The organism is Paradesulfitobacterium ferrireducens (assembly GCF_017310645.1).
GTDB lineage: Bacteria > Bacillota > Desulfitobacteriia > Desulfitobacteriales > Desulfitobacteriaceae > Paradesulfitobacterium > Paradesulfitobacterium ferrireducens.
Genome location: NZ_JAFLRH010000027.1, coordinates 1 through 26,805 on the forward strand (window position 1 = coordinate 1; position 26,805 = coordinate 26,805).

29 protein-coding genes and 1 pseudogene are annotated in these 26,805 nt (G+C 48.6%); 26 read left to right on the top strand and 4 right to left on the bottom strand.

Going from position 1 to position 26,805, the window contains the following annotated elements; genetic code table 11:
- Positions 1–184: 184 nt before the first annotated feature.
- From J0X21_RS10310 to J0X21_RS10320, 3 genes are read right to left on the bottom strand one after another with little or no spacing between them, the layout of a single operon-like run.
- Positions 185–2,080, bottom strand: a complete 1,896-nt coding sequence (locus tag J0X21_RS10310; RefSeq protein ID WP_206812125.1) for an SMC family protein — start codon at positions 2,078–2,080, stop codon at positions 185–187.
- A gap of 4 nt (positions 2,081–2,084) precedes the next feature.
- Positions 2,085–2,534, bottom strand: coding sequence for an ABC-three component system middle component 2 (locus J0X21_RS10315; RefSeq protein WP_206812126.1), 450 nt, complete (start codon positions 2,532–2,534; stop codon positions 2,085–2,087).
- The gene (locus J0X21_RS10320; RefSeq protein ID WP_206812127.1) at positions 2,531–3,637 is read right to left on the bottom strand and encodes an ABC-three component system protein; all 1,107 of its coding nucleotides are present in this window, start codon (positions 3,635–3,637) and stop codon (positions 2,531–2,533) included. Before J0X21_RS10320 ends, J0X21_RS10315 begins: the two co-directional genes overlap by 4 nt.
- Positions 3,638–4,109: 472 nt before the next feature.
- Between J0X21_RS10320 and J0X21_RS10325 the strand changes: the two genes are divergently transcribed.
- The 23 genes and pseudogenes from J0X21_RS10325 (at position 4,110) to J0X21_RS10435 (ending at position 22,563) form a co-directional block, all read left to right on the top strand.
- On the top strand, positions 4,110–4,625 hold the full coding sequence (locus J0X21_RS10325; protein WP_206812128.1) for a sigma factor-like helix-turn-helix DNA-binding protein: 516 nt from the start codon (positions 4,110–4,112) through the stop codon (positions 4,623–4,625).
- A 148-nt stretch (positions 4,626–4,773) separates the two neighbouring features.
- A complete protein-coding gene (locus tag J0X21_RS10330; protein WP_206812129.1) occupies positions 4,774–4,956 on the top strand; it encodes a hypothetical protein in 183 nt (60 codons plus the stop codon).
- Positions 4,940–5,272 carry a DNA ligase gene (locus J0X21_RS10335; protein WP_206812130.1) on the top strand — a complete coding sequence of 111 codons (333 nt, stop codon included), beginning with the start codon at positions 4,940–4,942 and terminating at the stop codon, positions 5,270–5,272. The genes J0X21_RS10330 and J0X21_RS10335 overlap by 17 nt, the downstream gene beginning before the upstream one ends.
- A complete protein-coding gene (locus J0X21_RS10340; protein WP_206812131.1) occupies positions 5,265–6,386 on the top strand; it encodes a DUF2800 domain-containing protein in 1,122 nt (373 codons plus the stop codon). Before J0X21_RS10335 ends, J0X21_RS10340 begins: the two co-directional genes overlap by 8 nt.
- Before the next feature lie 13 nt (positions 6,387–6,399).
- A pseudogene (locus J0X21_RS10345) lies at positions 6,400–6,977 on the top strand (DUF2815 family protein).
- A gap of 50 nt (positions 6,978–7,027) precedes the next feature.
- The gene (locus J0X21_RS10350) at positions 7,028–8,968 is read left to right on the top strand and encodes a DNA polymerase (protein WP_206812153.1); all 1,941 of its coding nucleotides are present in this window, start codon (positions 7,028–7,030) and stop codon (positions 8,966–8,968) included.
- Between the two features lie 4 nt (positions 8,969–8,972).
- Positions 8,973–9,467, top strand: coding sequence for an HNH endonuclease (locus J0X21_RS10355; protein WP_206812132.1), 495 nt, complete (start codon positions 8,973–8,975; stop codon positions 9,465–9,467).
- 80 nt (positions 9,468–9,547) lie between these two features.
- Positions 9,548–9,754 (top strand): hypothetical protein, encoded by a 207-nt coding sequence (locus J0X21_RS10360; protein ID WP_206812133.1) that lies wholly within the window; start codon positions 9,548–9,550, stop codon positions 9,752–9,754.
- Positions 9,751–10,419, top strand: a complete 669-nt coding sequence (locus J0X21_RS10365) for a Rha family transcriptional regulator (protein ID WP_206812134.1) — start codon at positions 9,751–9,753, stop codon at positions 10,417–10,419. Before J0X21_RS10360 ends, J0X21_RS10365 begins: the two co-directional genes overlap by 4 nt.
- A gap of 16 nt (positions 10,420–10,435) precedes the next feature.
- Complete coding sequence (locus J0X21_RS10370; RefSeq protein WP_206812135.1) at positions 10,436–10,861, top strand: DUF7768 domain-containing protein; 426 nt, start codon at positions 10,436–10,438, stop codon at positions 10,859–10,861.
- Positions 10,858–13,233 (top strand): virulence-associated E family protein, encoded by a 2,376-nt coding sequence (locus tag J0X21_RS10375; protein ID WP_206812136.1) that lies wholly within the window; start codon positions 10,858–10,860, stop codon positions 13,231–13,233. The genes J0X21_RS10370 and J0X21_RS10375 overlap by 4 nt, the downstream gene beginning before the upstream one ends.
- A 185-nt stretch (positions 13,234–13,418) precedes the next feature.
- Complete coding sequence (locus J0X21_RS10380) at positions 13,419–13,700, top strand: VRR-NUC domain-containing protein (protein ID WP_206812137.1); 282 nt, start codon at positions 13,419–13,421, stop codon at positions 13,698–13,700.
- Positions 13,681–15,039, top strand: a complete 1,359-nt coding sequence (locus J0X21_RS10385) for a DEAD/DEAH box helicase (protein WP_206812138.1) — start codon at positions 13,681–13,683, stop codon at positions 15,037–15,039. Before J0X21_RS10380 ends, J0X21_RS10385 begins: the two co-directional genes overlap by 20 nt.
- Positions 15,040–15,105: 66 nt before the next feature.
- Complete coding sequence (locus tag J0X21_RS10390; RefSeq protein ID WP_206812139.1) at positions 15,106–15,540, top strand: DUF1492 domain-containing protein; 435 nt, start codon at positions 15,106–15,108, stop codon at positions 15,538–15,540.
- Positions 15,541–15,798: 258 nt separating this feature from the next.
- Positions 15,799–16,068 (top strand): HNH endonuclease, encoded by a 270-nt coding sequence (locus J0X21_RS10395; RefSeq protein ID WP_328812721.1) that lies wholly within the window; start codon positions 15,799–15,801, stop codon positions 16,066–16,068.
- Between the two features lie 790 nt (positions 16,069–16,858).
- The gene (locus tag J0X21_RS10400; protein ID WP_206812141.1) at positions 16,859–17,299 is read left to right on the top strand and encodes a helix-turn-helix domain-containing protein; all 441 of its coding nucleotides are present in this window, start codon (positions 16,859–16,861) and stop codon (positions 17,297–17,299) included.
- Positions 17,289–18,536 carry a site-specific DNA-methyltransferase gene (locus J0X21_RS10405; RefSeq protein WP_206812142.1) on the top strand — a complete coding sequence of 416 codons (1,248 nt, stop codon included), beginning with the start codon at positions 17,289–17,291 and terminating at the stop codon, positions 18,534–18,536. The genes J0X21_RS10400 and J0X21_RS10405 overlap by 11 nt, the downstream gene beginning before the upstream one ends.
- Positions 18,537–18,616: 80 nt before the next feature.
- Complete coding sequence (locus J0X21_RS10410) at positions 18,617–18,829, top strand: hypothetical protein (protein ID WP_206812143.1); 213 nt, start codon at positions 18,617–18,619, stop codon at positions 18,827–18,829.
- A 152-nt stretch (positions 18,830–18,981) separates the two neighbouring features.
- Positions 18,982–19,164, top strand: a complete 183-nt coding sequence (locus J0X21_RS10415) for a SymE family type I addiction module toxin (RefSeq protein ID WP_328812716.1) — start codon at positions 18,982–18,984, stop codon at positions 19,162–19,164.
- A 176-nt stretch (positions 19,165–19,340) separates the two neighbouring features.
- The gene (locus J0X21_RS10420) at positions 19,341–20,132 is read left to right on the top strand and encodes a virulence-related protein (RefSeq protein ID WP_206812145.1); all 792 of its coding nucleotides are present in this window, start codon (positions 19,341–19,343) and stop codon (positions 20,130–20,132) included.
- Positions 20,125–20,343 carry a hypothetical protein gene (locus J0X21_RS10425; RefSeq protein ID WP_206812146.1) on the top strand — a complete coding sequence of 73 codons (219 nt, stop codon included), beginning with the start codon at positions 20,125–20,127 and terminating at the stop codon, positions 20,341–20,343. The genes J0X21_RS10420 and J0X21_RS10425 overlap by 8 nt, the downstream gene beginning before the upstream one ends.
- 197 nt (positions 20,344–20,540) lie before the next feature.
- Positions 20,541–21,026, top strand: a complete 486-nt coding sequence (locus J0X21_RS10430) for a phage terminase small subunit P27 family (RefSeq protein ID WP_206812147.1) — start codon at positions 20,541–20,543, stop codon at positions 21,024–21,026.
- Positions 21,019–22,563 carry a terminase large subunit gene (locus J0X21_RS10435; RefSeq protein WP_206812148.1) on the top strand — a complete coding sequence of 515 codons (1,545 nt, stop codon included), beginning with the start codon at positions 21,019–21,021 and terminating at the stop codon, positions 22,561–22,563. The genes J0X21_RS10430 and J0X21_RS10435 overlap by 8 nt, the downstream gene beginning before the upstream one ends.
- 552 nt (positions 22,564–23,115) lie before the next feature.
- On the opposite strand, the gene cptIN is transcribed toward J0X21_RS10435, so the two are convergent.
- The gene (gene cptIN, locus J0X21_RS10440; RefSeq protein ID WP_236006203.1) at positions 23,116–23,646 is read right to left on the bottom strand and encodes a type III toxin-antitoxin system CptIN family toxin; all 531 of its coding nucleotides are present in this window, start codon (positions 23,644–23,646) and stop codon (positions 23,116–23,118) included.
- Between the two features lie 341 nt (positions 23,647–23,987).
- Here cptIN and J0X21_RS10445 point away from each other — a divergent pair, with 341 nt between their 5' ends.
- From J0X21_RS10445 to J0X21_RS10455, 3 genes are all read left to right on the top strand, one after another.
- Positions 23,988–25,259 carry a phage portal protein gene (locus J0X21_RS10445; RefSeq protein ID WP_206812150.1) on the top strand — a complete coding sequence of 424 codons (1,272 nt, stop codon included), beginning with the start codon at positions 23,988–23,990 and terminating at the stop codon, positions 25,257–25,259.
- Positions 25,252–26,190: a head maturation protease, ClpP-related gene (locus J0X21_RS10450; RefSeq protein WP_206812151.1), complete on the top strand. Its 939-nt coding sequence runs from the start codon at positions 25,252–25,254 to the stop codon at positions 26,188–26,190. The genes J0X21_RS10445 and J0X21_RS10450 overlap by 8 nt, the downstream gene beginning before the upstream one ends.
- The coding region (locus tag J0X21_RS10455) for a phage major capsid protein (RefSeq protein WP_206812152.1) at positions 26,183–26,805 on the top strand (623 nt) is incomplete at its 3' end. The genes J0X21_RS10450 and J0X21_RS10455, both read left to right, overlap by 8 nt.

Below are 26,805 nucleotides of genomic sequence, written 5' to 3' on the forward strand. Positions count from 1 at the left end.
ATTACCTTTTGTAGATGGAGGGTTTATTTAGTGTACCCTTTTTTCTAAAAATCAACTAAATCATGGAAATCACCTTCCTATATTTTTTCGGTAAATTACTTGACTTTTACCGCAGTCTTGCACCCCGCTCCGGGGCAGATTGATTATGCTTAATATAACAAGTAAGGAGCAGAGCTAGGCTCGTCTATTCATACTCAAATACACCCTCCAGAAACCCATAACGTCCGTGATTCTTATCATGCGTGAATTCAATAACTTTAACATGCGATGCGTTCCCGATAACCGAGTCCAACATAGGCAGCTTTTCTTTCTGTTCGATTATGATAATCTGTGTGGCAGAGGTAGTTGCATTCGACTTGCCTTTATCATTATATATTGAGAGCAGGTACTCAAGAAGCCCTGCCTTCATTGTATCTCCCTTAAACTCGGATTCGGAAAGCTGACTCAGCGGAGAATCGACAACAAGAAGTCCGGGCGAATATTCTCCATATTCTGCTAAATACTCGACCAGGGTGAGAGCAAGAACGGTATTAAGGAATCCGCAATAACCACCGCCATTAGAAAGTGCTTTTTCTCTGCCACCCACCTCTAAATCAAAGGTGTTCATATTCAAGCGGGCAGAACCAGCACCCTCGTAATGGCAAGCTTTAAGAATGGCTATCAGTTTTTCTCCAAAAGCCTGTAAGGTATTGGAATCGAAGAAGTGGTCTATGTCATACTTAATTTCGGCTGGTTCCGGCTCAGTTTCTTTTTCAGTTAGTTCTTTGTTAAATGTTCGCTCTTCATTTTGAATGACCTCCAGTTCCTTGTTGAGTTCCACAATATATCGGTACATACTCAATTTTTCCTTTAGCTCGGTCAACCGCGGCTTCAATTCCAATGAAACGCCAGTATCAATACTGCGCTTTCTATTTTCAAGCTCTTTAATAATAGACCCAATAGATACTCGTTTTTCTGCTATATCACGTTCGGCTTTCTCTAATTCCGTCAAGTGAACACGGATGTGCTGCAATTCGGCCCGCGCGGCATCAATGTACGAAGAATCACCAGATACCTGAACTTCGCTGTCACAAAACGGGCAGCGCTCAGGTATAGGCAAAAGCGAGTGTGCTAAATTGCCGTCAACCACAAACTCTAGGCGCTTAATATCTGATAGGTACTGACTACGAAGTGCCGTAAAACGGTCAGCAAGCGTATCGCACTCGGTAAGTCGACCGTTATTTGCATATATCTCGCTCATTAGCCATTTACTCTGCTCAATATTGCTATTGATTCTTCCTTGCAGTTCCTCTATTTCACGGGTAATGTTATCTATCTCGGTGCTAAAATCATCAAATGTGTATCCTGCGAAAACTAGGCTATTTGCCTCCAATCTGCGTTGCATCTCAAGAAGTTCGCCTTCGCGCTGTGCAAACCTACCTACGGTGCTTTTGATATAGTCAATTACAGCATTGCGCTTTGCAGTCCGAATTTTTTTGTCTTCTACAACCTCATTACTATCGGCATCCATGCCGGTCATTAGAAATAGAACCGTTGCTTTCGAAGCAGTTTCAGCCATACTTGGCATAACGGACGGATTAATAAGGACAGACGATGTCCGAGCGATATGCTCCTGTTTGATGAAGAACATAGGTAACATATTCCGCCAAGTAAGTTGCTGCACCTTGCCAGCCTTTGTTGCTAGAATCTGATGTGGCTCATTTATACCAATCATTTGAAGCCATACACTGCTAATATTGTATTTTGCAGTGTGTCCAAGGCTATAAGCTCTATGCTCAAAATTCGGGTCTGTGCCAGACAGTGTTATCTTATTTTCGCCTAATCTACGTTCAAAGATAACCGTTCCGTTAGGGGTCCGCGTGAACAGCTTAAATTTATCGTATCCGAGGTCCGGATCAAAACGGAATGGTTTATTTTTTCTCGGTTCAAACCCAAAAAGATAATCAATACACTCGACAATATAGCTTTTGCCAGTATTCGACGGACCCACAATAAAGTTCAGCCCATCACTGAACTCAATAGTAGATGGTTTTTTCCCCCTGCCAGTTACAACCAGCCTTTCAATGAAGAACCCTGCCATAGCATTATCCTCCCCCAAGAGACGCTATAGTGCACCTGTTGATCATTTCACTAAGTGCCCTACCAGATTTACCTCGTGTTTTAATCAGAACCTGCGTCGCCGTTTCATAATAGGCATCAGCGTATTCGCTATTCAGACTTAACATAAATTCCAGACCGTTTTGGTTAAGGGTATATTCAAAACCCTTCGCCGTCTGCGACACGTTAATTAGTCCGTCCAGTACAAGCCGTTTTATAGCGCACTTTATCAATTCACGGCTTGATGCATATTCCCCAAACCTATATTTATTTTCACCGTGCAAATTGGAGTCTGTTATACCGAAATCGGAGGAGTACACGGTGATGAAGTCAAGCGCGGCAATCTCCTCTACATTAAGTGGTTTTTTGTGCGCAGCCTCCAAAAGTATCAATATTCTGAGCGAGGTCTCAAAATCTGATCCTAAAAGAGCGTTCATCGTTTCACCCATTTAAGTTTGTTGTCGTTGACCAAGAAATGACATACACCCTTTTTTATCCTGTTACTTATCCAGTGCGGTGAGCGGCTTAATATGTATTGATTGACTTGAATAATTACCGCTTGCTCCATAACGTTAAGCATCCTTTCATAACCGTTGGGGAAAGATTTTCGTGCTGTATTATTGACTCCGGCGAATGTTTCGTCCTTAAGAACATTAAACTGGTTTGCGTATTTACCTGAATATAGTTCGCTTACACCGCGTCGAATAGAATCTGCCGCAAAATAATCTATACGGCGCTCATTTCTATCCTCTTGGTACTCATCAAATTGGGCCAGGTGTGACTCGCAGAAGTCAGCTATACCTTCTTTGTCGCCGTAAGCAGCGTACAGTTCGCTGATATATGGTTGTTCCTCTTTTAATGGCTGTGCAGGCGGGTCAATCTTTTTCGGTGCAGGGAGATCACGAATTAAAGCATCAATTGTGTCTAGTTTTTCGAATGGGTCATCACTTTTTTTCTTTTTAGCGGCAGTCTTTGGCTGCGATTGGTTGTCGTCTTTTTTGTTAGTCCCGTTACAGAGCGCAAGTAGGTATACCTCGGCTAAATATAAGGCATCGCTCTTTCTTTGCTGGTATGCCTGTTTCAATGAATCCCGCTTTCTCCTTTTAATATCCGATGAATCTCTAACGAGAGTGTCAATATCATCAAGAACGCTCGGACGAACACTGTTTGGAATGTTGGGTATTAAATTCGCTTCAAAATATCCGGATATTATTTTCTTCGCTTCTTTACGCTGCGCGATTTCCTTAATCTTTTGGTTGATTTCCCATTCGCCGTTTTTAAGTTGAGAAGTCATTGACGGATTAATGTCGGGTATCCCCTCTTCACCGTTGCCTAAAGCTATGTAAACAACAGCGTCGAGAAGTAGTTTGTAGAATGCATATACTTGGGACAAATCTATTTCATTATTCTTTCGCTTTGCTTCGGCATCGGATTGGAACAATTTCTTTTCCGTGTCGAAGTTTTTTATTTGGGCCTTTTTGTTCATCCGTCCTCGAATTACTTCCGCGAAAGTGCGAATACACAAGGATTGACCGCTCATCACGATGCCTCCGTTCTGAAAATTTATATAAATTTTGTTCAAATTGCACGTAAATCCAATTTTCGAGAACCCAAGGTATTATTCAAGTCGACAGGTGTGTGATGTAGAAATTTCCATTTACTTTAATATTGTATTTTACCTTGCTGTTACAGTCAATTAATGATTTGCAAACGCAAACGACTATGGATATGGAAGGGAGGAGTCACAGTTATAAACAAAGTCGAAAACTGGACCATAAGCAGGTGATATTAGCACAGACAACAAGGCCATCGAAATTTTAAAAAACTGCGTAACCGGAGTTGCCATGAATGCGGAGGACAAACTGAACATCTCGGTGACATTGCTGCATCTCAAGTAACAAGTTAATAGCAAAAATCAGTATCTGGACAAGCCGAAAGGCTCCCGTTTAAAAAAACGGCGAGTTTTTTGGCTGATTATCATGCCCTTTTCTCGTCGGGAAAGGGCTCTTTTTATGCAAATCAATGACAATCAGCAGACAATCACACCATGTTACATCCCAATCGCCGAACAGCAAATCCCCGTCACCAAAGAAGTCTACCGAGCCTTCAAGCGTCCGGCATGGGCGGAACGCAAACGCAAGGAACGGGAAAAACGCTGCCGTGATGAAAACGGCAACCGCTGCACCAAGAGCTGTCGTGTTTGCGATTTAGAGCGGGCGAAAAAAGGATTGCCGCCAATAGAGCGGACAGGCAGTGTTCTATCGCTGGACAAGTTCACCGAAGAGGGCTTTGAAGTAGCCGACCCCGTGGATATTGCTGAGCTGGTTGCGGACAAGCTGCTCCTCGAAGAATTGTACGCCGCCTTGGAGGAACTGGACCCGGACAACCGCAGAATCATGGAACTTTTCGGCATCGGCAAATCGGAGCGAGAAATTGCCGCCGACATTGGACTATCTCAGAAAGCAATAAACAAAAGGAAAACCAAGTTGTTTGCCCAGTTGCGGGAACGCCTGAAAGATTTTATCTGATTTCGGTACTCAAAACGCCCTCGAGTGTCCTGTGGATATCAGAGGGCAACATCAAAAAAGAATTTTTCTAAACCGGTACTCAACCTTCCATCTTCTGTCCTGTGGATGGTGAGGGAAGAAAAACCGCCCTCGGAACGGAGGTTTAAAAATGCAAACACAGGCAAAACAAACCGACACCGAATGCCGCGACTCTGCCTTGGACGAGGAACTGGCAGATGTCCTTACGGCGATCAGCGTGGTGTCAAAACGCCTGGCCCGGAAGCTGAGCACGCTTTCACGACAGGACAAGCAAGAAATGGAAGGAGGGAAAACAGATGAGCAAGATGAGTGAATTATCCCTTGCGGTAACGGAACTGAAGCGCTGTGGCGAAGCGCTGATCTCCATATCGGAGTCGCTGGCTGGCTGGTTCAGCGGCGATGAGAATGATCGGATAGCGGATCAGTCGAAAGCGGAAGCCCCTGGGCCGGAGGAAAAACCTCTCACCCTTGAGGCGGTCAGAGCAGTGCTTGCAGAAAAAAGCCGAGCAGGTCATACCGCCGAGGTGCGGGCGCTCCTGGAAAAGCATGGTGCCGCGAAGTTGTCGGAAATCAACCCGGCGGAATACCCCGCACTGCTTGCGGAAGCCGAGGTGCTGGGAAATGGGTAAACATGCGCTTCTTTCGGCTTCCTCTGCTCATAGGTGGCTCAACTGCCCGCCTTCCGCCAGGCTCTGCGAGAGTTACGAGGACAAAGGCAACGACTATGCCGCCGAAGGCACGGACGCCCACACACTCTGCGAGTACAAGCTTAAGACCGCGCTCGGCATCCGCACAAAAGACCCCACCGCCGACCTTACCTACTACAACGCGGAGATGGAGGACTGCGCCAACGGCTACGCCGCCTATGTCCTCGAACTGGTGGAAACGGCCAAGCAAAGCTGCTCCGACCCTGTTGTTCTTATCGAACAGCGGCTCGACTTCTCCAGGTATGTCAAGGACGGTTTCGGCACCGGCGATTGCGTGATTATCGCAGACGGAACATTTAACATCGTGGACTACAAGCACGGGCAAGGGGTACTGGTGGAAGCGGAGGACAATCCGCAGATGAAGCTGTATGCGCTAGGTGCCTTGGAAATCTTCGACGGAATCTACGACATCAATACAGTTTCCATGACCATCTACCAGCCCCGACGCGATAACGTGTCCACCCACACGGTGTTCAAGGAATCCCTGTACCAATGGGCGGAGGAAGTCCTGAAACCAGCAGCCGAACTTGCCTACGCCGGGAAGGGTGAGTTTTCTGCGGGAGAACATTGTCAGTTTTGCAAGGTCAAGCACGCGTGTCGTGCCAGAGCCGAACGCAGCCTGGAACTTGCCCGATACGACTTCGAGCTTCCTCCACTGCTGGAGGATGACGAGGTTGAGGATATCCTCGGGAAAATCGATGACTTAGTCTCATGGGCTAGCGACATCAAGGACTACGCTCTGCAGGCGGCCATCGGCGGCAAGCAGTGGAAGAATTATAAGTTGGTCGAAGGCCGTTCCAACCGCAAATACACGGATGAAGCAGCAGTCGCCGCGGCTGTCAGCGCGGCCGGTTATGACCCATATGAACGCAAGGTTCTGGGGATTACCGCCATGACCTCGCTGCTCGGAAAGAAGCGCTTCGAGGAAATCCTCGGCGACTATGTTGAAAAACCGTCGGGCAAACCAACGCTCGTGCCGGAGTGTGACAAACGTCCGGCAATCCATGCCGCTCAACAAGACTTCAGTGAATTTTAAGGAGGAAAATCGTATGCCTAACAACGCAAACAAAGTCAACAGCAATCCGATGAAAGTTATTACCGGCCCTGAAACTCGTTGGTCTTTTGCTAATGTCTGGGAGCCAAAAGCAATTAATGGCGGCACACCTAAGTATAGCGTCAGCCTCATCATCCCCAAGTCCGACACCCGTACCGTGGCCAAAATCAAGGCTGCCATAGAAGCCGCCTACCGTGAGGGCGAAGCCAAACTGAAAGGCAACGGCAGAACCGTACCGCCCCTTGCCGCTATCAAGACCCCCTGCGTGACGGGGACATCGAACGGCCGGACGATCCCGCCTATGCCAATGCCTACTTCATCAATGCCAACTCCGCAACCGCGCCTGGCATTGTGGATGCCGATCGTCAACCCATCCTCAATCGCTCCGAGGTTTACAGCGGCGTCTACGGCAGAGCAAGTATAAACCTATATGCCTTTAACAGTAACGGAAGCCGGGGCATTGCCTGCGGGCTCAACAACCTACAGAAAATCCGCGACGGCGAACCGCTCGGAGGCAAATCCAGACCGGAAGACGACTTTGCTACAGACCCCGACGAGGATTTCCTGTCGTGAGGGCCAGGCAAATAACCGCAGAGGGAGCAAATGCTGCTCCCCCTGCGGCAATAAAGCAATTGTCCGTGGATATAGAAACGTTCTCATCCATGGATTTGACGAAATCAGGTACCTACCGCTACTGCGAGGCGCCGGATTTTGAAATCCTCTTGTTTGGATACAGCGTGGACGGTGCTGCTGTTCAAGTTGTGGACTTTACGGCGGGAGAACAGCTCCCGCCCGAGGTCCTTGCCGCCCTGACAGACGATACGGTTGTTAAATGGGCCTTCAACGCCCAATTTGAACGCATCTGTTTATCCAAATGGCTGGGGCTACCCACAGGCCAGTATCTTAGCCCCCAGTCGTGGCGCTGTTCTATGGTCTGGTCGGCATACATGGGGCTGCCCCTCTCCCTGGAAGGGGTAGGGGCGGTACTGGGCCTGGAAAAGCAGAAGCTCAGGGAGGGCAAGGACCTTATCCGCTACTTCTGCCAACCATGCCAACCTACCGCCGCCAACGGCGGTCGCACTCGCAATCGGCCAACCGATGCCCCGGATAAGTGGACAGCATTCAAGGCTTACAACCGCCGCGATGTGGAAACCGAGATGGCCATTCAGGAAAAGCTGGCGAAGTTTCCTGTGCCGGAGAGCGTTTGGACGGAATACCACCTCGACCAAGAGATCAACGACCGGGGCGTAGCCTTGGATAGGGAACTCGTGCACCGCGCTATGGATGCCGATCAACGCTCACGTGCCGAACTTACACGCCTGATGCGCGAACTCACGGAATTAGAGAATCCCAACTCGGTGGCGCAGATGAAACAATGGCTTGCCGATAACGGCCTGGAAACCGACACCCTTGGCAAGAAAGCGGTAGCGGAACTTCTGAAAACAGCGCCGAAACCGCTCGGCGAAGTGTTGTCGCTCCGCCAACAGCTGGCCAAATCCTCGGTCAAGAAGTATCAGGCGATGGAGAACGTGGTATGCGCAGATGGACGCGCCCGTGGGATGTTCCAATTCTACGGCGCTAACCGCACTGGCAGATGGGCCGGCAGATTAATACAAGTGCAGAACCTGCCCCAGAACCATATGCCGGACCTTAAGCAGGCGCGAAGCCTTGTGAAAAACGGGGACTTGGCGGCATTGGAAATGCTCTACGACTCCGTGCCGGAGGTGTTGTCGCAACTGATCCGCACGGCTTTTGTACCGAAACCCGGCTGTAAGCTAATTGTGGCGGACTTCTCAGCGATCGAAGCGCGGGTCATTGCCTGGCTGGCAGGGGAAGAGTGGAAAATGGACGTTTTCGCAGGAGACGGAAAAATTTATGAGGCGACAGCTGCTCGCATGTTCCATGTGCCTATCGAATCCGTCACCAAAGGAAGCCCTCTAAGACAAAAAGCGAAACAGGCAGAACTCGCTTGTGGCTACGGGGGGGCCGTCGGCGCGCTGAAAGCCATGGGCGCATTAGAGATGGGACTTACGGAGGACGAACTGCAGCCGCTGGTGAAGGCGTGGCGAAACGCCAACCCCAACATCGTGCGGCTCTGGTGGGATGTTGATTGCGCCGCGATGACGGCGGTCAGAGAGCGGACTTCACCGGAAACACACGGTATCCGCTTTACTTACCAGAGCGGGATGCTCTTTATCACGCTCCCGTCCGGCAGAAAACTTGCCTATGTGAAGCCGCGCATCGGCGAGAATCGGTTCGGCTCGGAGTGTGTGACTTACGAGGGCGTGGGCGGGACGAAAAAATGGGAACGCATCGAAAGCTACGGCCCCAAGTTTGTAGAGAACATTGTGCAGGCAATCTCCAGGGATATCCTCTGCTATGCCATGCAGGCGCTTCGAGACTATTCTATCGTGATGCACTGTCATGACGAAATTATCATCCAAGCAGACCCTCGTGTGACAGTTGAAGCTATCTGCCAACAAATGAGCCATACACCGCCTTGGGCAAAGGGGCTTTTACTTAAGGCAGAGGGGTTTGAATGTGATTACTACAAAAAGGAGTGAGGTAATGAAACGAAACACAAACCAATATGTACTCGAGGAGAAAGTATCCAAACTTATCCTCCGTGACGGCACTATATCCCTGGTGCCAACAGACGCAATAGAAATCCTCAAACAATACACTTGGTGTCGCGAAGGCACGGGATACCTTATGAGCCGAACTCACGGAAAAACAGTAAAAATTCATCGCCTTCTTATGAACCCAAAGTCTGATGAGTATGTTGATCACAAAAACGGTAATCCACTAGACAACAGATATGAGAATCTTAGGGAATGTCGCAAACAACAAAATGATTTCAACGCAAAAATACGCTCGGACAACACATCGGGGTATCGCGGTGTGTCATTTCATTCACCTACAAGAAAATGGCGAGCAGTTATTAATTTCAATCATAGACAGTATTCATTAGGGCTTTTTGAAAATGCATCCGATGCCGCAAAGGCATACAACCGTGCGGCTGCAGAGTTATTCGGTGATTTTGCAAGACTTAATGTGATCTGAACTCTTTGGTACTCAAAAACCTCTTTCCTGTCCTGTGGATGGTAGAAGGCAATGATGCCTTCAAGAATGGAGGGTTAAATATGTTCTATGTAAGAGAAAAGATTGGCGACTCGGTTGAGATCAATGTGGAAATCCACGATGACAATGTGTTCTCTACCTGTCCCGGATGCGGGTGCGAGGTCAGGATTGACCTGGCGGAACTGTTCAACGACGGCGAGGGCGACCTCTACGGCACAGCAGTTTACTGCTCGGAATGCAGCAAGACAAGATGGGAGGGAAACCGATGAGAGAATTAATCCCAAAGGATAAGTACGGTGTTTTTGTTGATACCAAGGATACGGCACGAGTAGATAGTCTTTATGTGGCGCACTACTTCGAAAAGGAACACAAAAATGTCCTGCGTGACATTACCAGAATAACTGACTCCAAATCTGGATTGAGCGAAGAATTTGTTCGGCTCAATTTTGAGCCATCCTCCTACACCAATTCACAGAACAAAAAACAACCTTGTTACGTGATGACCCGCGATGGTTTCACCATACTGGTTATGGGGTACACAGGACAAAAAGCCATGAAGTACAAGGAACTGTATATCCGCCGCTTTAACGAGATGGAACAGTTTATCAAAACGCTTGTCACCGCCCGTAAGGAATTCCCGCTACTGACCGAAAACATCAAGCTGCTGCATGAAAACCCCAAACCATACCACTTCAGCAACGAGTGCGACATGCTCAACCGCATTGTTACCGGGATGTCGGCAAAGCAGTTCAGGCAGGCACACGGCCTTGAAAAAGGCAGCAGTATTCGTCCTTATCTGACGGACGAGCAAATCAAAATGATTGATACGCTGCAAAAGGTAGATATCGGCTTGCTGGTGGCCGTTCCGGATTACGAACAACGTAAGCGTTATCTGGAATGGTATAAGACGAAGCTGCTTGAAAAAACAGCGTGAAAGCGAGGTCGGACCTATGAGCATCAACAAGTTTAATGCGGAGGGCTACTATGACCCTACCGCCTATGAAGCTTTAACCGCTGTGGAAAAAGAGGAAAGAGCCGCCAAAGCCCGACTTCCTCTCGTCTACATCGCCTCGCCATTTGCCGGCGATCTAGAACGCAATACGGAACGGGCGCGCGGTTATTGCCGGTTTGCAGTCAGTCAAAAAGTGATCCCCCTTGCACCGCACCTGCTCTACCCACAGTTTATGGATGAAGAAGACAAACAACAGCGCGAACAGGGTATCCGCTTTGCCTTGATTCTACTCGATAAATGCGACGAGTTATGGGTCTTCGGCAATACGATCAGCGAAGGCATGTCGCGGGAAATCGCCAAAGCGAAGAACAAAGGAAAACCAATTCGGTATTTTAGCAGCGCTTGCAAGGAGGTCTTAGAATGAAGATTTCTTACGGCAACAGCCGCATGGACAAGAAATGGAAGAACAGCGACATCTCCTGGGAGGATTTCTGCTCCCGCGTCAGCACGACCATCCGTACCACGGAAACCATAGAAGAGTATCGCCAGCTCAAAAAGGGGCAGCAGGACGCCCTTAAGGATGTGGGCGGTTATGTGGCCGGGCATCTGCGCGAAGGTAGACGCAAGAAGGGCTTTGTTCTCTGCCGCTCCATGATTGTGCTGGATATGGACTATGCTACGCCAGGTATTTGGGACGAGCTTATCCTGCTCCATGATTTCCGCTGCTGCGCTTACTCCACGCACAAGCACACGCCGGAACATCCCCGCATCCGTCTTGCCATCCCGCTTACGCGGGAGGTCAGCGAAGCGGAATATCCGGCGGTCGCCCGTATGGTGGCCAAGGACATCGGCATCGACCTGTTCGACGACACAACATATGAGGCCCACCGGCTGATGTACTGGCCTTCCACTTCCAGTAACGGCGAGTTTTTCTTCGCGAAACACGACGGCAATCCGCTCGACCCGGATGTGTATCTTTCTCGCTATGACGACTGGCAAGACGAATCCACCTGGCCGCGCTCCAGTCGCCAGTCCGAGGTGCTCCGCAGTGCCGTGACCGAAGCTGCCGACCCGCTCACCAAGCCTGGCATCATCGGCGCGTTCAACCGCGCTTATACGGTTGAGGAGGCAATCGAAACCTTTCTCTCCGACATCTACGAGCCGTCTGCGGTAAACGGCAGATACGACTACATCCCCGCCGACAGCAGCGCCGGCGTGGTCATCTACAACAGCAAGTTCGCTTACAGCCATCACGCCACCGACCCGGTCTGCGGGAAGCTGTTCAGCGGCTTTGACCTCGTCAGGCTCCATAAGTTCCGAAGTCTTGACGACAAATTCCCGGAGGATACACCTGTCACCAAACTGCCCTCGTACAAGGCGATGACGGAACTAGCTGCAAACGACGGGCGCGTGAGGCTCCTGCTTGCCGAGGAACGCCGGGCGCAGGCGAGCGCCGAATTTGCCGAGGAGGAGACAGACTGGGAGAAAAAACTGGAATATGAGCCGCGTTCCACAGTTCTTAAAAACTCTCTCGGCAATCTGCTGCTCATCATGAAAAACGACCCGAACCTGCAAGGCATCCGTTATAACCGCCTTGCCAATCAGATTTACGCAGAGAACCTGCCCTGGGATCGGCCAAACCTGCCCTGGCGCGACGCCGACACGGCGCAGCTTGTTGCCTACATCGACAAACGGTACGGCACCTTCTCAGCCCGAAACTATGAACTTGCCCTGACCAAAGCGGCGGACGATCGCGCCTACCATCCCATTCAAGAGTACCTCGACGGCCTGCCCGTATGGGATGGCGTAGGGCGCGTGGAAACGCTGCTCGTTAAATATTTCGGCGCAGAGGACAACGAATACACACGGAGTGTTACCCGCAAAACCCTGTGCGCCGCGGTGGCCAGAATTTATCAGCCGGGCATCAAGTTTGACTCCATGCTGGTGCTTAACGGGCAGACGGATCTGGGCAAGTCCACTTTCTTCGCACGCCTTGCCGGCGAATGGTTCTCAGACAGCCTGAATTTTACCGATATGGGCAAAGGCAAGGATGCCGCAGAAAAAATACAGGGCGTGTGGATCGTGGAAATTCCGGAACTGGCCGGTTTGTCCAAAATGGACGTCAACAACATCAAGGGATTTCTCTCCAGGCAGGACGACCAGTATAGACCTTCATACGGCCGCTCAGTGGAGAGCCATCCCCGCCAGTGTATTCTGGTCGGCTCGACCAATGCGGAAAACGCTGGATTCTTGCGCGATACAACGGGAAACCGCCGTTTCTGGGTCGTGCGCGTCCACGGCTGCGACAAAAAGGGCTGGGATTTGCCCGAAGCAGATGTGCCGCAGATCTGGGCGGAGGCAAAAAACTACTGGACCCAGGGCGAAAAGCTCTATCTTGATGGAAACGCCGCGCTGCAGGCCAAAGCGGAACAGACGGCGGCGCTGGAAGCTGATGAGCGCGAAGGCGTGGTGCGCGAGTACCTCGATATGCTCCTGCCGGAAGACTGGTATGACATGGATTTATACAGCCGGAAACATTACTTTTCCTCAGACGACCCATTGCGGCCGGAAGGCAAAATTAAGCGCGAGTATGTCAGCAACATGGAAATCTGGTGCGAGTGCTTCGGCAACGACCGGGGCAGATTCGAGCGGCAGGCGGACAGCTACAAGATCAAGCTCATCATGCAAAAGATTGGCGGCTGGGTGTATTCCGGACAGAAAAAGAAAATCAAGGGCTATGGCGCTCAGTATGTGTGGCTGCGAATAGCGGATGGAACTGCAACGCCCCAGTCTTAGAACCACTCAGAACCTTGATATATCAATGCTTTTTCCATGAGTTCCATAGTTCCAATATAAATAAAGAATTATGGATATAGGTAAAGAGCAATCGTGTGTACCCGCGTATACGCGCGTATAGGTTTATAGGAAAGCTTGGCACCTCTTGGAACTTGGAACTCTAGGAAAAGGCGGAAAGGAACCGTATGAGGGAAAAAACGATAGAAGCAAAACTCATAAAGACTGCAAAGTCGATGGGAGGCATAGCGCTGAAATTCGTAAGCCCTGGATGCGATGGAATGCCCGACCGCCTGGTGCTTTTACCAGATGGAAAGCTAGCGTTCATAGAACTCAAAGCGCCCGGGCGGCGCCCCCGCCCCTTGCAGGAAAAGCGAAAAAGACAACTGGAAACGTTAGGCTTTTCGGTATTCTGCATTGACGGCGAGGACCAGATTGGAGGGATACTCGATGAAATACAGTCCTCATAACTACCAGACCTATGCGACGAATTTCATACTGGAGCATCCCGTCTCCGCCGTCTTTCTCGATATGGGACTCGGCAAAAGCGTCATCACCCTTACCACCCTATTCGACCTCTGCCTAGACAGCTTCCTGATTCGCAAGGTATTGGTTATCGCCCCGCTTCGGATAGCGAGAGATACATGGCCGGCGGAAATCGAAAAATGGGATCATCTAAAAGGGCTGACCTACTCGGTGGCAATCGGCACGGAGCAGGAACGCAGAAATGCGCTGGTGCGGACTGCCGACGTATATCTCATCAATCGCGAAAATGTAGACTGGCTCGTAAACAAAAGCAATCTGCCGTTTGATTATGACATGGTGGTAATCGACGAGCTTTCTTCTTTCAAGGCCTATGGCTCCAAGCGGTTCAAGGCACTGCGACGTGTTCGTCCTAAGGTAAAACGCATCGTAGGGCTGACTGGCACGCCGTCCGGTAACGGACTGATGGATTTGTGGGCGGAAATCGGCATCCTCGATATGGGACAGAGATTGGGGCGTTTTATCACTCACTACCGCAGCCGCTTTTTTACCCCGGACAAACGCAATCAGCAGATAGTGTTCAGCTACAAGCCGCTGCCGGGTGCAGAGGAGGAGATTTACCGCCTTATCTCCGACATCACCATCAGCATGAGGAGCGTTGACTATCTCCAAATGCCAAAGTGCGTGATAAACGAAATCCCTGTCCGCCTGTCGGACGGGGAGAGGAAAGCCTACAATACCATGAAGCGGGATCTGGTACTTGCGCTGGAGGGTCGGGAAATAGACGCCGGAAGCGCCGGTAGCCTCGCGAACAAGCTGCTTCAGATGGCAAACGGCGCGGTTTATGCTGACGACGGTTCGGTAGTCAACATTCACAACCGCAAGCTGGACGCTTTGGAAGACTTGATCGAAGCCGCCAACGGCAAAGCTGTCCTTGTGGCTTACTGGTTCCGGCACGATTTGGAGCGGATCTCCGGGCGGCTTCACAAGCTGCAAATTCCCTTTTCCCGCCTTGACACGGCAGACAGCATCAAGCGCTGGAACAACGGCGAACTGCCCGTCGCCCTCATTCATCCCGCTTCCGCCGGACACGGCCTGAATCTGCAAAGTGGCGGATCCACCCTCATCTGGTTCGGCCTTACCTGGAGCCTGGAGCTTTATCAACAGACCAACGCCCGGCTCTGGCGGCAGGGGCAGACCTCCGACACCGTGGTTATACACCACATCATTGCCAAAGACACCATTGACGAGCGGGTCATGAAAGCTCTGAAAGACAAAGACAGCACCCAGTCGGCTTTAATCGAGGCGGTCAAAGCGAGTTTGTAAATCAATGACAACCTATGGAGTCAAAAGCTGCCAAACCGAGACTAGATTCTAAATCGGAGGTAGCCTATGAACAAGCAGACACTTTCTGTGAAGGATTATCTGTCCCAAGCCTATCGTATCGACCGGCGCATCAATAGTAAGATTGAGCAGGTCTCCTCGCTGCATGAACTTGCTACCAAAGCAACATCCACTCTCAGCGATGTTCCGCCGAGCAGCACAAGGAACACCCACCGTATGGAGGACATCATCTGCAAAATCATGGATCTGGAGGCGGAAATCCATACCGATATTGATAGCCTTGTTGACCTCAAGCGGGAAATTGTCGCGATCATCAAAGCCGTTTCCAACCCGGAATACCAGACCATTCTGGAACTACGCTACCTGTGCTTCAAGCCCTGGGAGCAGATTGCAGTGGATATGTCCTACAGCATCCACCATCTTTATAAAATGCACAATGCTGCACTGGAGGTTTGCGCCGGGCTTATCAAGCGTGATACCTAAAAGCATAGAATGATACCTGCGTCTTATGCTAGTCTTATAATTGCCGAAGACAATACACAAGAGCCTTCGCGGGAAAAATCCCGCGTGGGCTTTTGTTTTACCCGGAGATGATTCAATGCCCAGAAAACCTGCGCTCACGCATCCGTACATACGAAGGGAGGAGCGTGTATGCCGAAAAGGCCCGACACCCCATGCAAGCAGCCCGGCTGTGCCAGGCTAGTGTCCTACGGTTCACGGTACTGTGCAGAACACGCATCAATGCACCGCCACGATGTGAAAGGGACAAAGGAAAAAGGATACGATAGTCGCTGGCGCCAAGCAAGAGCCAGGTTCCTAAAGACACATCCACTCTGCGTGAAATGCCTTGAGAACGGACGGCTTGAGAAAGCCACGGTTGTAGACCACATCGTTCCTCACCGAGGTAACCAGGTATTGTTCTGGGATGAGAGCAACTGGCAGTCCCTTTGCAAGAAGTGTCATGATCGGAAAACCAGGACGGAGGATCAGCACTTAGAATATAGATATTAGTTTCGAAGCCTCTTACCAAAGTGATTGCCGGATTCTTTCATCCATAAGAATTGCGTACAGATAGGAAGGTGCCTGCAAATGCTGAATGGGAGTTGTATTGTTAAGCGGAACAAATTCCAATGCGCTCTCAATAGTCTTCTTGGTAAAAGAACGATTAGTACAGTCAAGGTGAACTGTGTTTCCCGTCACTGAATAGGTGAATGGTTTCCCTTTTATTTGTCTAAATTCTTTTCCGGCGTTTTCGGATATTCGTTTCCAAACAATGTCGACGTTCTTGCTTTGCATAAATATTACCCCTTTTTTTTATTGATGGTATCACACCAAGAATAGCCGTCAAGATAAGTAAGCATTAGGTTTGTGTATTGTGACTAAGGATTGTGATAAGAAGAAAATCCTTTATTTGCAAGGGTTTGAGGCTTTAAGACTAAGAAAAATATTTTTTAAACCTAGGGGGGATAAAATCTCTAAAACCTCTTGACAAACGACCGCCGGCCCCCTTCGCGCGAATTTTCGCAGAATTAAACAAGGGGGGATCTCCGCCGGGGTGATCTCGGGACACCTAAATCAGTATCTATCAAGGTTTGAGCTTATTCTTAATTGCGAAAAGGTATTCTTGGAGAAAATATAGCCCCCCCCCTGGCAAGACCAGAGGTTCTGAGAGGTTAAAGGTTTATCTCTTGAACAATAAAGGCAACGCCAAAACGCCTGCAAACAGGGTTAACCCCCGCTGTTTTAGGCGTTTTTCTATTGCCTTTAGCAATACCGCTTACACAGAAAGGTGTGGAAGCAGATGACTGACCTAGAAAAAGAGCAGATCCTTGATTTAAGGCTTAAAGGGGTTGGCTACAAGGCGATTGCCGCTGTGCTGGGCCTGTCAAGAGACAGCGTAAGAGGTTATTGCAGACGGAATGGCCTCGACGGCGATGCCAAGACAGTTTCTCTCAACGTCGAGGAAAAGAAAAAGCAAAATCTTCTCTGTGCCTGCTGCAATAAGCCGATCAAGCAAAGAGAACGTGGCCGAACGCGGCGTTTTTGCTCCGATGCCTGCCGGATAAAATGGTGGAATGACCATCCGGACAAGCGAACGAAGAGCGAGAAAGCCATCTACAAATACACCTGTCCGACCTGCCAGAAAGAATTTAGCTGCTATGGCAACAAGCGCCGAAAGTATTGCAGTCACGACTGCTACATTAAATCAAGATTTTGGAATGGTGATGAAGATGGAATTTAGAAAACTGTCAATCGAAAGTCTCATCCCGGCTGAGTATAACCCGAGAAAGAAGCTGAAGCCGGGCGATCCAGAATTCGAGAAGATAAAAAACAGCATAAGGGAATTCGGTTATGTGGATCCGGTCATCGTCAACAATGACTTAACGGTGATCGGCGGTCACCAGAGGATCACCGTGCTGAAAACTTTAGGCTATACGGAAATCGACTGTGTGGTTATCGACATTGACAAAACCAAGGAAAAAGCTCTCAATGTGGCCCTGAATAAAATTGGGGGATTATGGGACGAGAACCTCTTGGCTGAGTTATTAAAAGACCTGGAAGCCTCTGATTTTGATCTTAAGTTTACAGGTTTTGACCCGCCAGAAATTGACCAGTTGTTTAGTAAAGTCCACGATAAAGATGTACAAGAGGACGATGAGTTCGATCTCTCAAAGGCCTTGGAAGAGGCATCCTTTGTCAAGCGGGGAGATATATGGACAGTTGGCAGGCACAGACTGATGTGTGGAGATGCCACAAACCCAGAAGATGTTGCCAAACTTACAGCAGGCAGGAAGGTTAACCTTGTGTTAACAGACTTGCCTTATGGGGTTTCCTATACTGGCGGCACAGGGTTGACGATAAAAAATGACAATCTTAAAGGAGAAGAGTTCTATAACTTCATTTTGGCCGCCTTCAAAAACATGGCCGAAAATATGGCTACCGATGCTTCGATTTATGTCTTTCATGCGGATACGGAAGGCCTCAACTTTAGAAAGGCTTTTGTTGATGCGGGTTTCCATTTAAGTGGGGTATGCATCTGGAAGAAAAATTCTCTTGTTCTGGGGAGAAGCCCTTATAACTGGATCCACGAGCCGATTTTATTCGGATGGCTAAAAGGCGGTAAGCATAAATGGTACACTGGGCGCTCAGAAACGACAGTATGGAATTACGATAAGCCAAAGAAAAACGAAAGCCATCCAACGGAAAAACCGATTGGCCTATTGGCTTATCCCATCAAAAATTCTTCCCAGGTTAATGGTATCGTTATGGATACCTTCCTCGGGTCAGGTTCGACAATGATTGCCTGTGAGCAGACCGACAGAATTTGTTTCGGCATGGATCTCGATGAAAAATACGCCAGCGTTGCTTTGCGGCGGTATGTGGAGTTTACGGGTTCTGATGAAGGCGTATTTGTTGAAAGAGACGGAGAAAAGATTCCCTATTCTAAGCTGGTTAAAGAAGTTCCAGCCAGGAGCTAACTAATACTTGACTTATCGGACGGTGAGAGCAAACATGTACACTACCGAAAGGGAAATAAAGGAAAGGCAGTGTACGAACCATGAAAAACGAAACACCTGAGATGAAGAACTACAAGGTTCGCCATGTAGGGGGCCGGGAACTGATTGTTCCGGCCAAGAACGGAACGGAAGCCAAGCGTAAGGCCTGCCGCGTTTGGGGTTATCGGCCGGGCGACTGGTGGGTTGGCATCACTGCTTGTTCCGCCAAACTTTTGCCTAACCAAGACCACCAAGGGAGAAAGGGAATATATTAAGCCTTCGATTCGTTAGAGAGAAGCGCATGCACCGGAGATGCTCCGGTGTTTTTCGGTTGCCTAAAATTATCTTCATTCATTGAGCAGGTAACTTGATAATCCTTTGCTGATGAGTGATGAATGGAACACCCAATAGCAAAGGAGGAGTTTTCGTGTCAAAACGAGCCCTGAAAGTTTATGAAGCACCCGGACAAAGTTCAAGATACCAGCCCTGTATAAGGCTTCAAGGGCAGTGGCTCAAAAACCTTGGTTTTAACATAGGGGATAAAATCACGGTGAAAGAAGAAGTGGGTAGGCTAATTATTGAATTGACGGAGAAAGACAGAGAGGAATAACCAAGAATACGATTACTCAAGGTACAGCGCAATGGAAGAATGATAAATGCTGGCGTAGCGGCTTGCCTTGTGGCGGAAAATCCCATAAGAAACCTGTTTTTCCTGAGGATATTCACTTGCTATATCTCCTGTTTAGAGTGATAGATAGACTACTCAAAACACAGGAGGTATGGGTCATGGACAAAAAGGAAATGTTACAGCGGCTCGCGGAACACTCCGGAGAAAAGCCGAAGTACATGGGCGCACCCAGTTTTGCGTATCAAGTGACAGTAGGCGATGAAGTGTACACCATTGACCGGGATGGGAAAATCAAAAATTCTGAAGGCCAAGAGGTCGAACTCGCAGAAATTCTAACTGGCGAAAGCGCAGCGGCTGCCGCAGGCAAGGCACCGGAAATCCTGGAAGAAACTTGGCCCCAAGCCAGTATTTCGGAAGCTGAGCCACCCGTTGACCGCATGGAGGTTGTTCTCCCGCTGGGGGAACACACGGTTTACACCCTGCGAAATCTGATTAACATGATTGCCAGCAAGCAGGACCTGATTCAGCGGGCTTTCAACCTCAAACAGGTGATTGTCCAGGAGGAGTTTACCAAGGCCATGAACGAAAAAGCAATGACCGTGTTTCAGGATTTTGAGAGCATCGCGCATGAAGTTGGGACTGAGAAATGTCCGGGAATAGCCTTTGATTTTGACCTTAAGACGATCACCTTTCAATTCTACGAAGGGGAATTAGACCCCGATAAGCTCAAAGCCTATACAGATTTGGTCACGCTCATCCATACGAACGCCCAGAACCTAAAACGCGCATCTTGGAAGCCCGCAGCTACCGATAACCCGAAATACTCTTTTCGAACCTGGCTTTTAAGGCTCGGCATGATCGGCCAGGAGTATAAAACCGCGCGCAAGGTTTTACTGGCGAACCTTGAGGGTAATTCTGCCTTTCGGAAGGCGGGTGGCCAAGGTGAATAAAGAAATCTACCAAACCATGATTACAGGGCTCCTCATGACCATCCGGGAAAAAGAAGTCGTCTTGGGGGAAGCGGAGGCCAAAGAGGATGTCCTCCAAATCGTGGATCTAATCGAAGATTTGGATCTGTTTTGGAACAGCGCTTCTCAGTATGATCCCGATGCGGAGAAGATTGACGCTTACCTCGAGAAAATCAGAATGAAGTACAGGTAAGCCGGAGGCAATGAAGCGGTTGCTTGCAAGGAAAAGAAATGGCCCGCAGCGACTACGCCAAAGCGGTTAAAGCGGAAACGGGAAGAGCTTAAAAAGGGCTACACCATAAGGGTACCAAAGGCTAAACGAATCCCAGAACAAGAGTCTATCCGGCGATAGGCTCTTTTCTACTTCGCATCAGAGAGGAGGTGATACCTGTGGCACCCAGAGGAAGGAAGCCGAAACCGACGGCCATCAAAGTGCTTGAAGGCAATCCCGGTAAACGAGAACTCAATCCAAAGGAACCCAAGCCTAAAGCCAAAGCCCCGCGCTGCCCTGCCTGGCTTGACTCCGAGGCGAAGAAGGAGTGGCGCAGAACTGCGAAGCAGCTTGAGGAACTCGGAATCCTCACCGAAGTGGATATGGCTGCCTTTGCGGGATACTGCCAAGCCTATGCCCGGTGGAAGGAAGCCGAGGAGTTTATTTCCAAGCATGGCACGATCGTTAAAACCCCATCTGGGTACTGGCAGCAGGTGCCGCAGGTATCCATCGCCCAAACTTATCTGAAGATCATGCATAAGTTTTGTGAGCAATTTGGACTTACTCCTTCGGCAAGAAGCAGGATCGTAGCTGATTCAGGACCAAATGATGTAACTGATCCGATGGAGCTTATCCTCTTGAACGGGGGTAAGAAAAGTGTATGATGAGGCAAAAGCCCAGAGAGCGGTTGATTTTATCAACTGCTTGAAACATACCAAGGGGCAGTGGCGGGGAATCCCTTTCGATTTATTCCCCTGGCAGGATAAAATCATCCGGGATATTTTTGGAACGGTCAAGGAAAACGGCTACCGCCAGTACAACACGGCTTATATCGAAATACCTAAAAAGAACGGAAAGAGTGAGCTTGCAGCCGCAGTAGCTCTTTACATGACCTGCGGAGATGGCGAATGGGGGGCGGAAGTTTACGGCTGCGCTTCGGATCGGCAGCAAGCATCCATAGTATTCGATGTAGCGGTGGATATGGTGGATCAGTCCCCGGCTCTTAAGAAAAGAATCAAGCCAATCTTGTCGGTCAAACGGCTTGTCTATAAGCCGACGAACAGTTTCTACCAGGTGCTTTCCGCTGAAGCTTATACCAAGCACGGACTAAACATTCACGCGGTTGTCTTTGACGAACTACATGCCCAGCCAAACCGAGATTTATTTGACGTCATGACCAAGGGCTCAGGTGATGCTAGACTTCAGCCTTTATTTTTCCTCATAACCACAGCCGGTACGGATCGAAACTCCATCTGCTATGAGCAGCACCAAAAGGCCCAGGATATTCTTGAAGGTCGGAAAATCGATCCGACCTTTTATCCCGTTATTTACGGAATTGAAGATAACGATGACTGGGGAGACGAACGGAACTGGTATAAGGCCAATCCCTCCCTCGGTTATACCATTGATATCGACAAAGTAAGAAACGCCTATTTGAGTGCGAAGGAAAATCCGGCGGAAGAGAATATCTTCCGGCAGCTAAGGCTCAATCAATGGGTCAAACAGTCCACTCGCTGGATGCCGATGGAAAAGTGGGATGAGTGCGCCTTTACGATCAATATTGACTCCCTGCGAGGCAAGGAGTGCTTCGCCGGGCTGGACCTTTCCAGTACCACGGATATCACGGCCTTGGTTTTGGTATTCCCGCCAAGAACCGAGGATGAGAAGTATATTATTCTTCCGTATTTCTGGATTCCCGAAGATAACTTAAACCTCCGGGTTCGAAGGGACCACGTCCCTTACGATATCTGGGAAAAGCAAGGTTTTCTGAAAACCACGGAAGGCAATGTGGTCCATTATGGCTTCATCGAAACCTTTATCGAGGAGCTGGGAACACAGTACAACATTAAGGAAATCGCCTTTGACCGTTGGGGTGCAGTACAGATGGTGCAAAACTTAGAGGGTATGGGTTTTACGGTGGTGCCGTTTGGCCAAGGATACAAGGATATGTCCCCGCCCTCGAAAGAATTAATGAAGCTAACTCTGGAGAAAAAAATCGCCCATGGGGGGAACCCAGTGCTGCGTTGGATGATGGATAACATCTATGTGAAAACGGATCCCGCCGGAAACATTAAACCGGACAAAGAAAAAAGCACCGAGCGTATTGACGGTGCGGTAGCATTGATTATGGCCTTGGACAGGGTTTTAAGAAACGAAAATAAGACTAATATCTATGATCATCGAGGAATGTTAGTGCTTTAGAAATGCTTCAGTTTAAATTGTCTTTGATCTTAAATTTGAGTATACTGGTAATAAGAGGTGATTGAGTTGAAGGTAAAAACTCGAGTAAATTATAAGCCTAGTCGAGTGATTTCGAGTGTGCGTGCATCAATGGCATTTGAAGGGTTAATACCAAGTTCGCATGCCCAAGCAGTCGGCAAACGGTACCTCGAAGATAAGATTAGCGGGCAAGAGGCTGTTTCTATGATCAAAGCAAGGCACTCTTCTAAGTTTGGTCGCCGAAAATGACGAGTGGCTTTTCAAAATATGTTCGAAAAGAAACCACTCAATCTATTTATTGTTATCATAACCCGGATAAACCGGAACCATCAATTAATTTAGATCCAAATTTATTTGCCAATTTGCGCAGAACTTGAGAAGAAAGTATCTAATACCGATCTCTATACATTTATAATCCCATCGCATTACCCCTGTGTGTGTTTGGAGCTTCATTTGTGTGTGGAGGATATGGATGTCTTGGGTATTGCCGAAACGAGCTCCTTCTCAATGGTCTTGAATTCTATATATAAATAATTAGGAAATACTTGAAGCAGCTTGATCAATGGATTCCATATTTTCAATCAATATTCTTTCAATTGCTAAAACATTGGGAAAAATAAGCCTAAAGCCTTTTCTCTGAAGGCTTAAAACCTTATTTGCCTTTTTATTAAGCTCATCTCTTAATTTTTCATTTATAACCACTGGTTGCATTGTAGCTGTATCTATATACACGTTCATGATATACTTGGACGTTATTGGGAACATGCTCTGAATTAAGAATACTCTTTTATTTCCCATAACATATCCAAATACAATTGTATCTACTTCTTTATATTTTTCTAGTTTTTTATTATAAATTTGCTCAAATTTATCCACTTGGGATGAAATGGGGATAAACCACATAATGCCTGTTTTATTATCTAATAAAGAATAAAAACATGGCCTATTATGTTCAACACCTTTAACAGTTTTTTTATTAGTCATTAGATTTGGATCCGGGAAATCTTCAAAATATTGATCTTCGATAAAGTAAAAATTTCCAATGGTGACCTGATTATTTGTCAAAAAAATCATTCCTTAAATATCAAAGCTCTATCAAATTAAGATAGAGCTTTGATAAAAACATTTGAACACCGACCTTTTATTAGTCGCATATCGGTTAGCGACAAACATTTGAACACCGACCTTTTATTAGTCGCATATCGGTTAGCGACAAACATTTGAAGTTCTCTACTTCAAGTATACTGAGTTCTATGTTTATTTGTCAATTATAATTTGCGATGTATTCCAATTATTTTGTTACATAGGTTTTTAACATGAGTCTAAAAACCATCTTTGCCTATGTCAACCGGCATGGGCTATCTTTATGCCCTTGAAAATATTTGAACTTATGGGGTGATAAATAATTGCGTTTCATACAGCGGGCCAAATTCTTATTTAGTCAAGGCTTCGATGATTACATCCAGCGTTTCCTTGCCGGGGAAGACGTGCCAGATATCAATCATCCAGGCCAGGTCGACTCCCAAACAGCCATGAAATACACGGCTGTTTTTGCTTGTGTCAGGGTTCTTTCCGAAACGCTCGCTGGTACCCCGGTTATGCTTTATCGGAAGAAGGAAAATGGGGACCGGGAGACTCGCAACGATTTAGCCGTCTATGATGTTCTTCATAACCAGCCCAACGAAGAAATGTCGCCGTTTAATTATAAAGAAAGCTGCATGGTGGCCCTTAATCTCGGTGGAAATTCTGTCAGTCAAAAGCTAGTCAACAAATACGGCGATCTCGTGGGTCTCTACCCTTATGAGTGGCCCAAGGTGACCATCACGCGGGATCCCACCACGAGCCAATTGGTTTATAAAATCAGGGATGGGACGAAACAGCTGGATCTCCCAAGGGATCAAGTTTTTCATATTTCAGGACTTAGTATGGATGGAGTTATCGGACTATCCCCCATCGAATATGTTTCTTCGGCCATTAAGCTGGGCTTATCCTATGAGCGATTCGGAACCAACTTTTATAAAAACGGGGCCAATTCCTCAGGGGTGATAGAATATCCAGGCACTCTTGCCGAGCAAGCCTATGAGCGTTTGAAGAAGGACTTTGCGAAGAGTTATCAGGGTCTTGCGAATACCGGGAAACCCATCATCCTGGAAGGCGGGGCGAAGTTTACCCAACTCATGATTAAGCCCGCGGACGCGCAGCTCATCGAGAGTAAAAAGTTTCAGCTTGAGGACATTGCCCGGATTTACCGGGTACCACTTCACTTGATACAAAATCTTGACCGGGCCACGAACAATAATATTGAGCATCAGAGTCTGGAGTTCGTCATGTACACCATGCTCCCGTGGTTCAAACGCTGGGAAGAAAATATCAACATGCAACTGTTATCCCCGCTGGAAAGAAGAGCGGGGTTTTATATTGAGTTTAAAATTGAAAATCTCCTGCGCGGGGACGCTCAAAGCCGGGCTACGGCTTATGCCACCGGGAGACAGTGGGGCTGGCTCAGTGTCAACGATATCCGCAAACTCGAAAACATGCCGCCCATTGCGAATGGCGACATTTATTTGACACCTTCCAATATGATCGAAGCCGGCACCCAGAAAGTCCAGGATGAAATGAAAGCCATGGCCGAGGAAATTTACAAATTCATCACTGAAAGGGGTGAACAAAGTGCCTAAAAAGAATCAGAAGTTTTGGCAGTTTCGAGCCAAACAAGATAACGAAGTTAAGGAGGGTGAGCTGTTACTCTACGGGGATATCTCCAGTTCCACCTGGTGGGGTGATGAAGTCACTCCCAAGCAGTTTAAACAGGATCTCGATGACCTCGGAGACATCAGCACGTTAAACATCTATATCAACAGTGGCGGTGGGGATGTTTTTGCTGGCCTTGCCATTTACTCCATGCTCAAACGCCATCAAGCTACGAAGAAAGTTTACGTGGACGGTCTCGCCGCCAGCATTGCTTCGGTGATTGCCATGGCCGGCGATGTGGTGTATATGCCGAAAAACGCCATGATGATGATTCACAAGGCCTGGACCTATGGGTTGGGAAACGCCAACGACTTTCGGAAACTGGCCGATGATATGGACAAAATCGATGAGAGCATCTTAGTTACCTATGAAGCCAAAACAGGACTGGAGAAAGAGAAGATTATCGAAATGGTCAATGCCGAAACCTGGATGACCGCCGAAGAGGCTCTCGCTTACGGTTTTGCCGACGAAATTGAAAAGTCGAAACAACTGGCAGCTGCGATGCGTCCAGGACAACTCATCATGAACGGACTGACCTTTGATCTCAGCCGGTACCGGAACCCGCCCAACCTGGAAGGGCAAGTGGCGAATGCCCTATCGGTGGGTGTGCAAAACGAAGGGAGGACCCTATCTTCGGTCAACGAACAGCGGATCCGCCAGGCCAGTGATTTACTAAACGAGGTACTCGACCAGCTGGGTGATACCGGAGAAGGTCAAGATTCCGCCCGCTTCCAGCCATCCCTGCAAGCTGCGGCTTTGGTTGACACGCCAACGACTACTCAGGAGACTCGGCAAGTGCCGGTTGACTTATATATAGCCCAAATTCAAATCAATAGGAGGCGACTCGCCCATGTTTAAAGCCCTACTCAAAAAGAAAATTGATGCCCAACAAACCCTCATTCAGACCGCCCTGGATGCCCAAAGAGGCTTGACGACGGAAGAACAGGCCCAATTCGATGCTCTGCAAACAGAAATTGACGACCTGGAAAAGACCATTGCTGCCCAAAAAGCCATTGAGGATCGTCAAACCGTGATGAATACCCCGGTCAATCCTCCGGTTTACGCTCAACCCAAATCGAAGGATGAAAGGAAGTTTGCAACCTTTGGGGAGCAGCTGCGCGCCGTCGTGGAAGCGGCCAAACCGGGTGGGACGATTGATCCCAGACTCTCCATTAAAGCGGCTTCAGGCCTTAATGAGTCCGTAGGCAGCGACGGCGGTTTCTTGGTCGAGGAGGACTTTACCAAGGAGCTACTCAAACGGACCTACGAAACCGGCGTCTTAGCCAGCAAGTGCAACAAAATTCCTTTAAGTACGGCCGCCAATTCCATGAAAATTAACGGCGTAGATGAAACTAGCCGCAAAAACGGATCCCGCTGGGGTGGGATCCAGGCCTATTGGGAAGGAGAAGCGGATGCCTTAACCGGAAGTAAGCCCAAGTTCCGGCAAATGGAGCTCAACTTACGAAAGCTCAC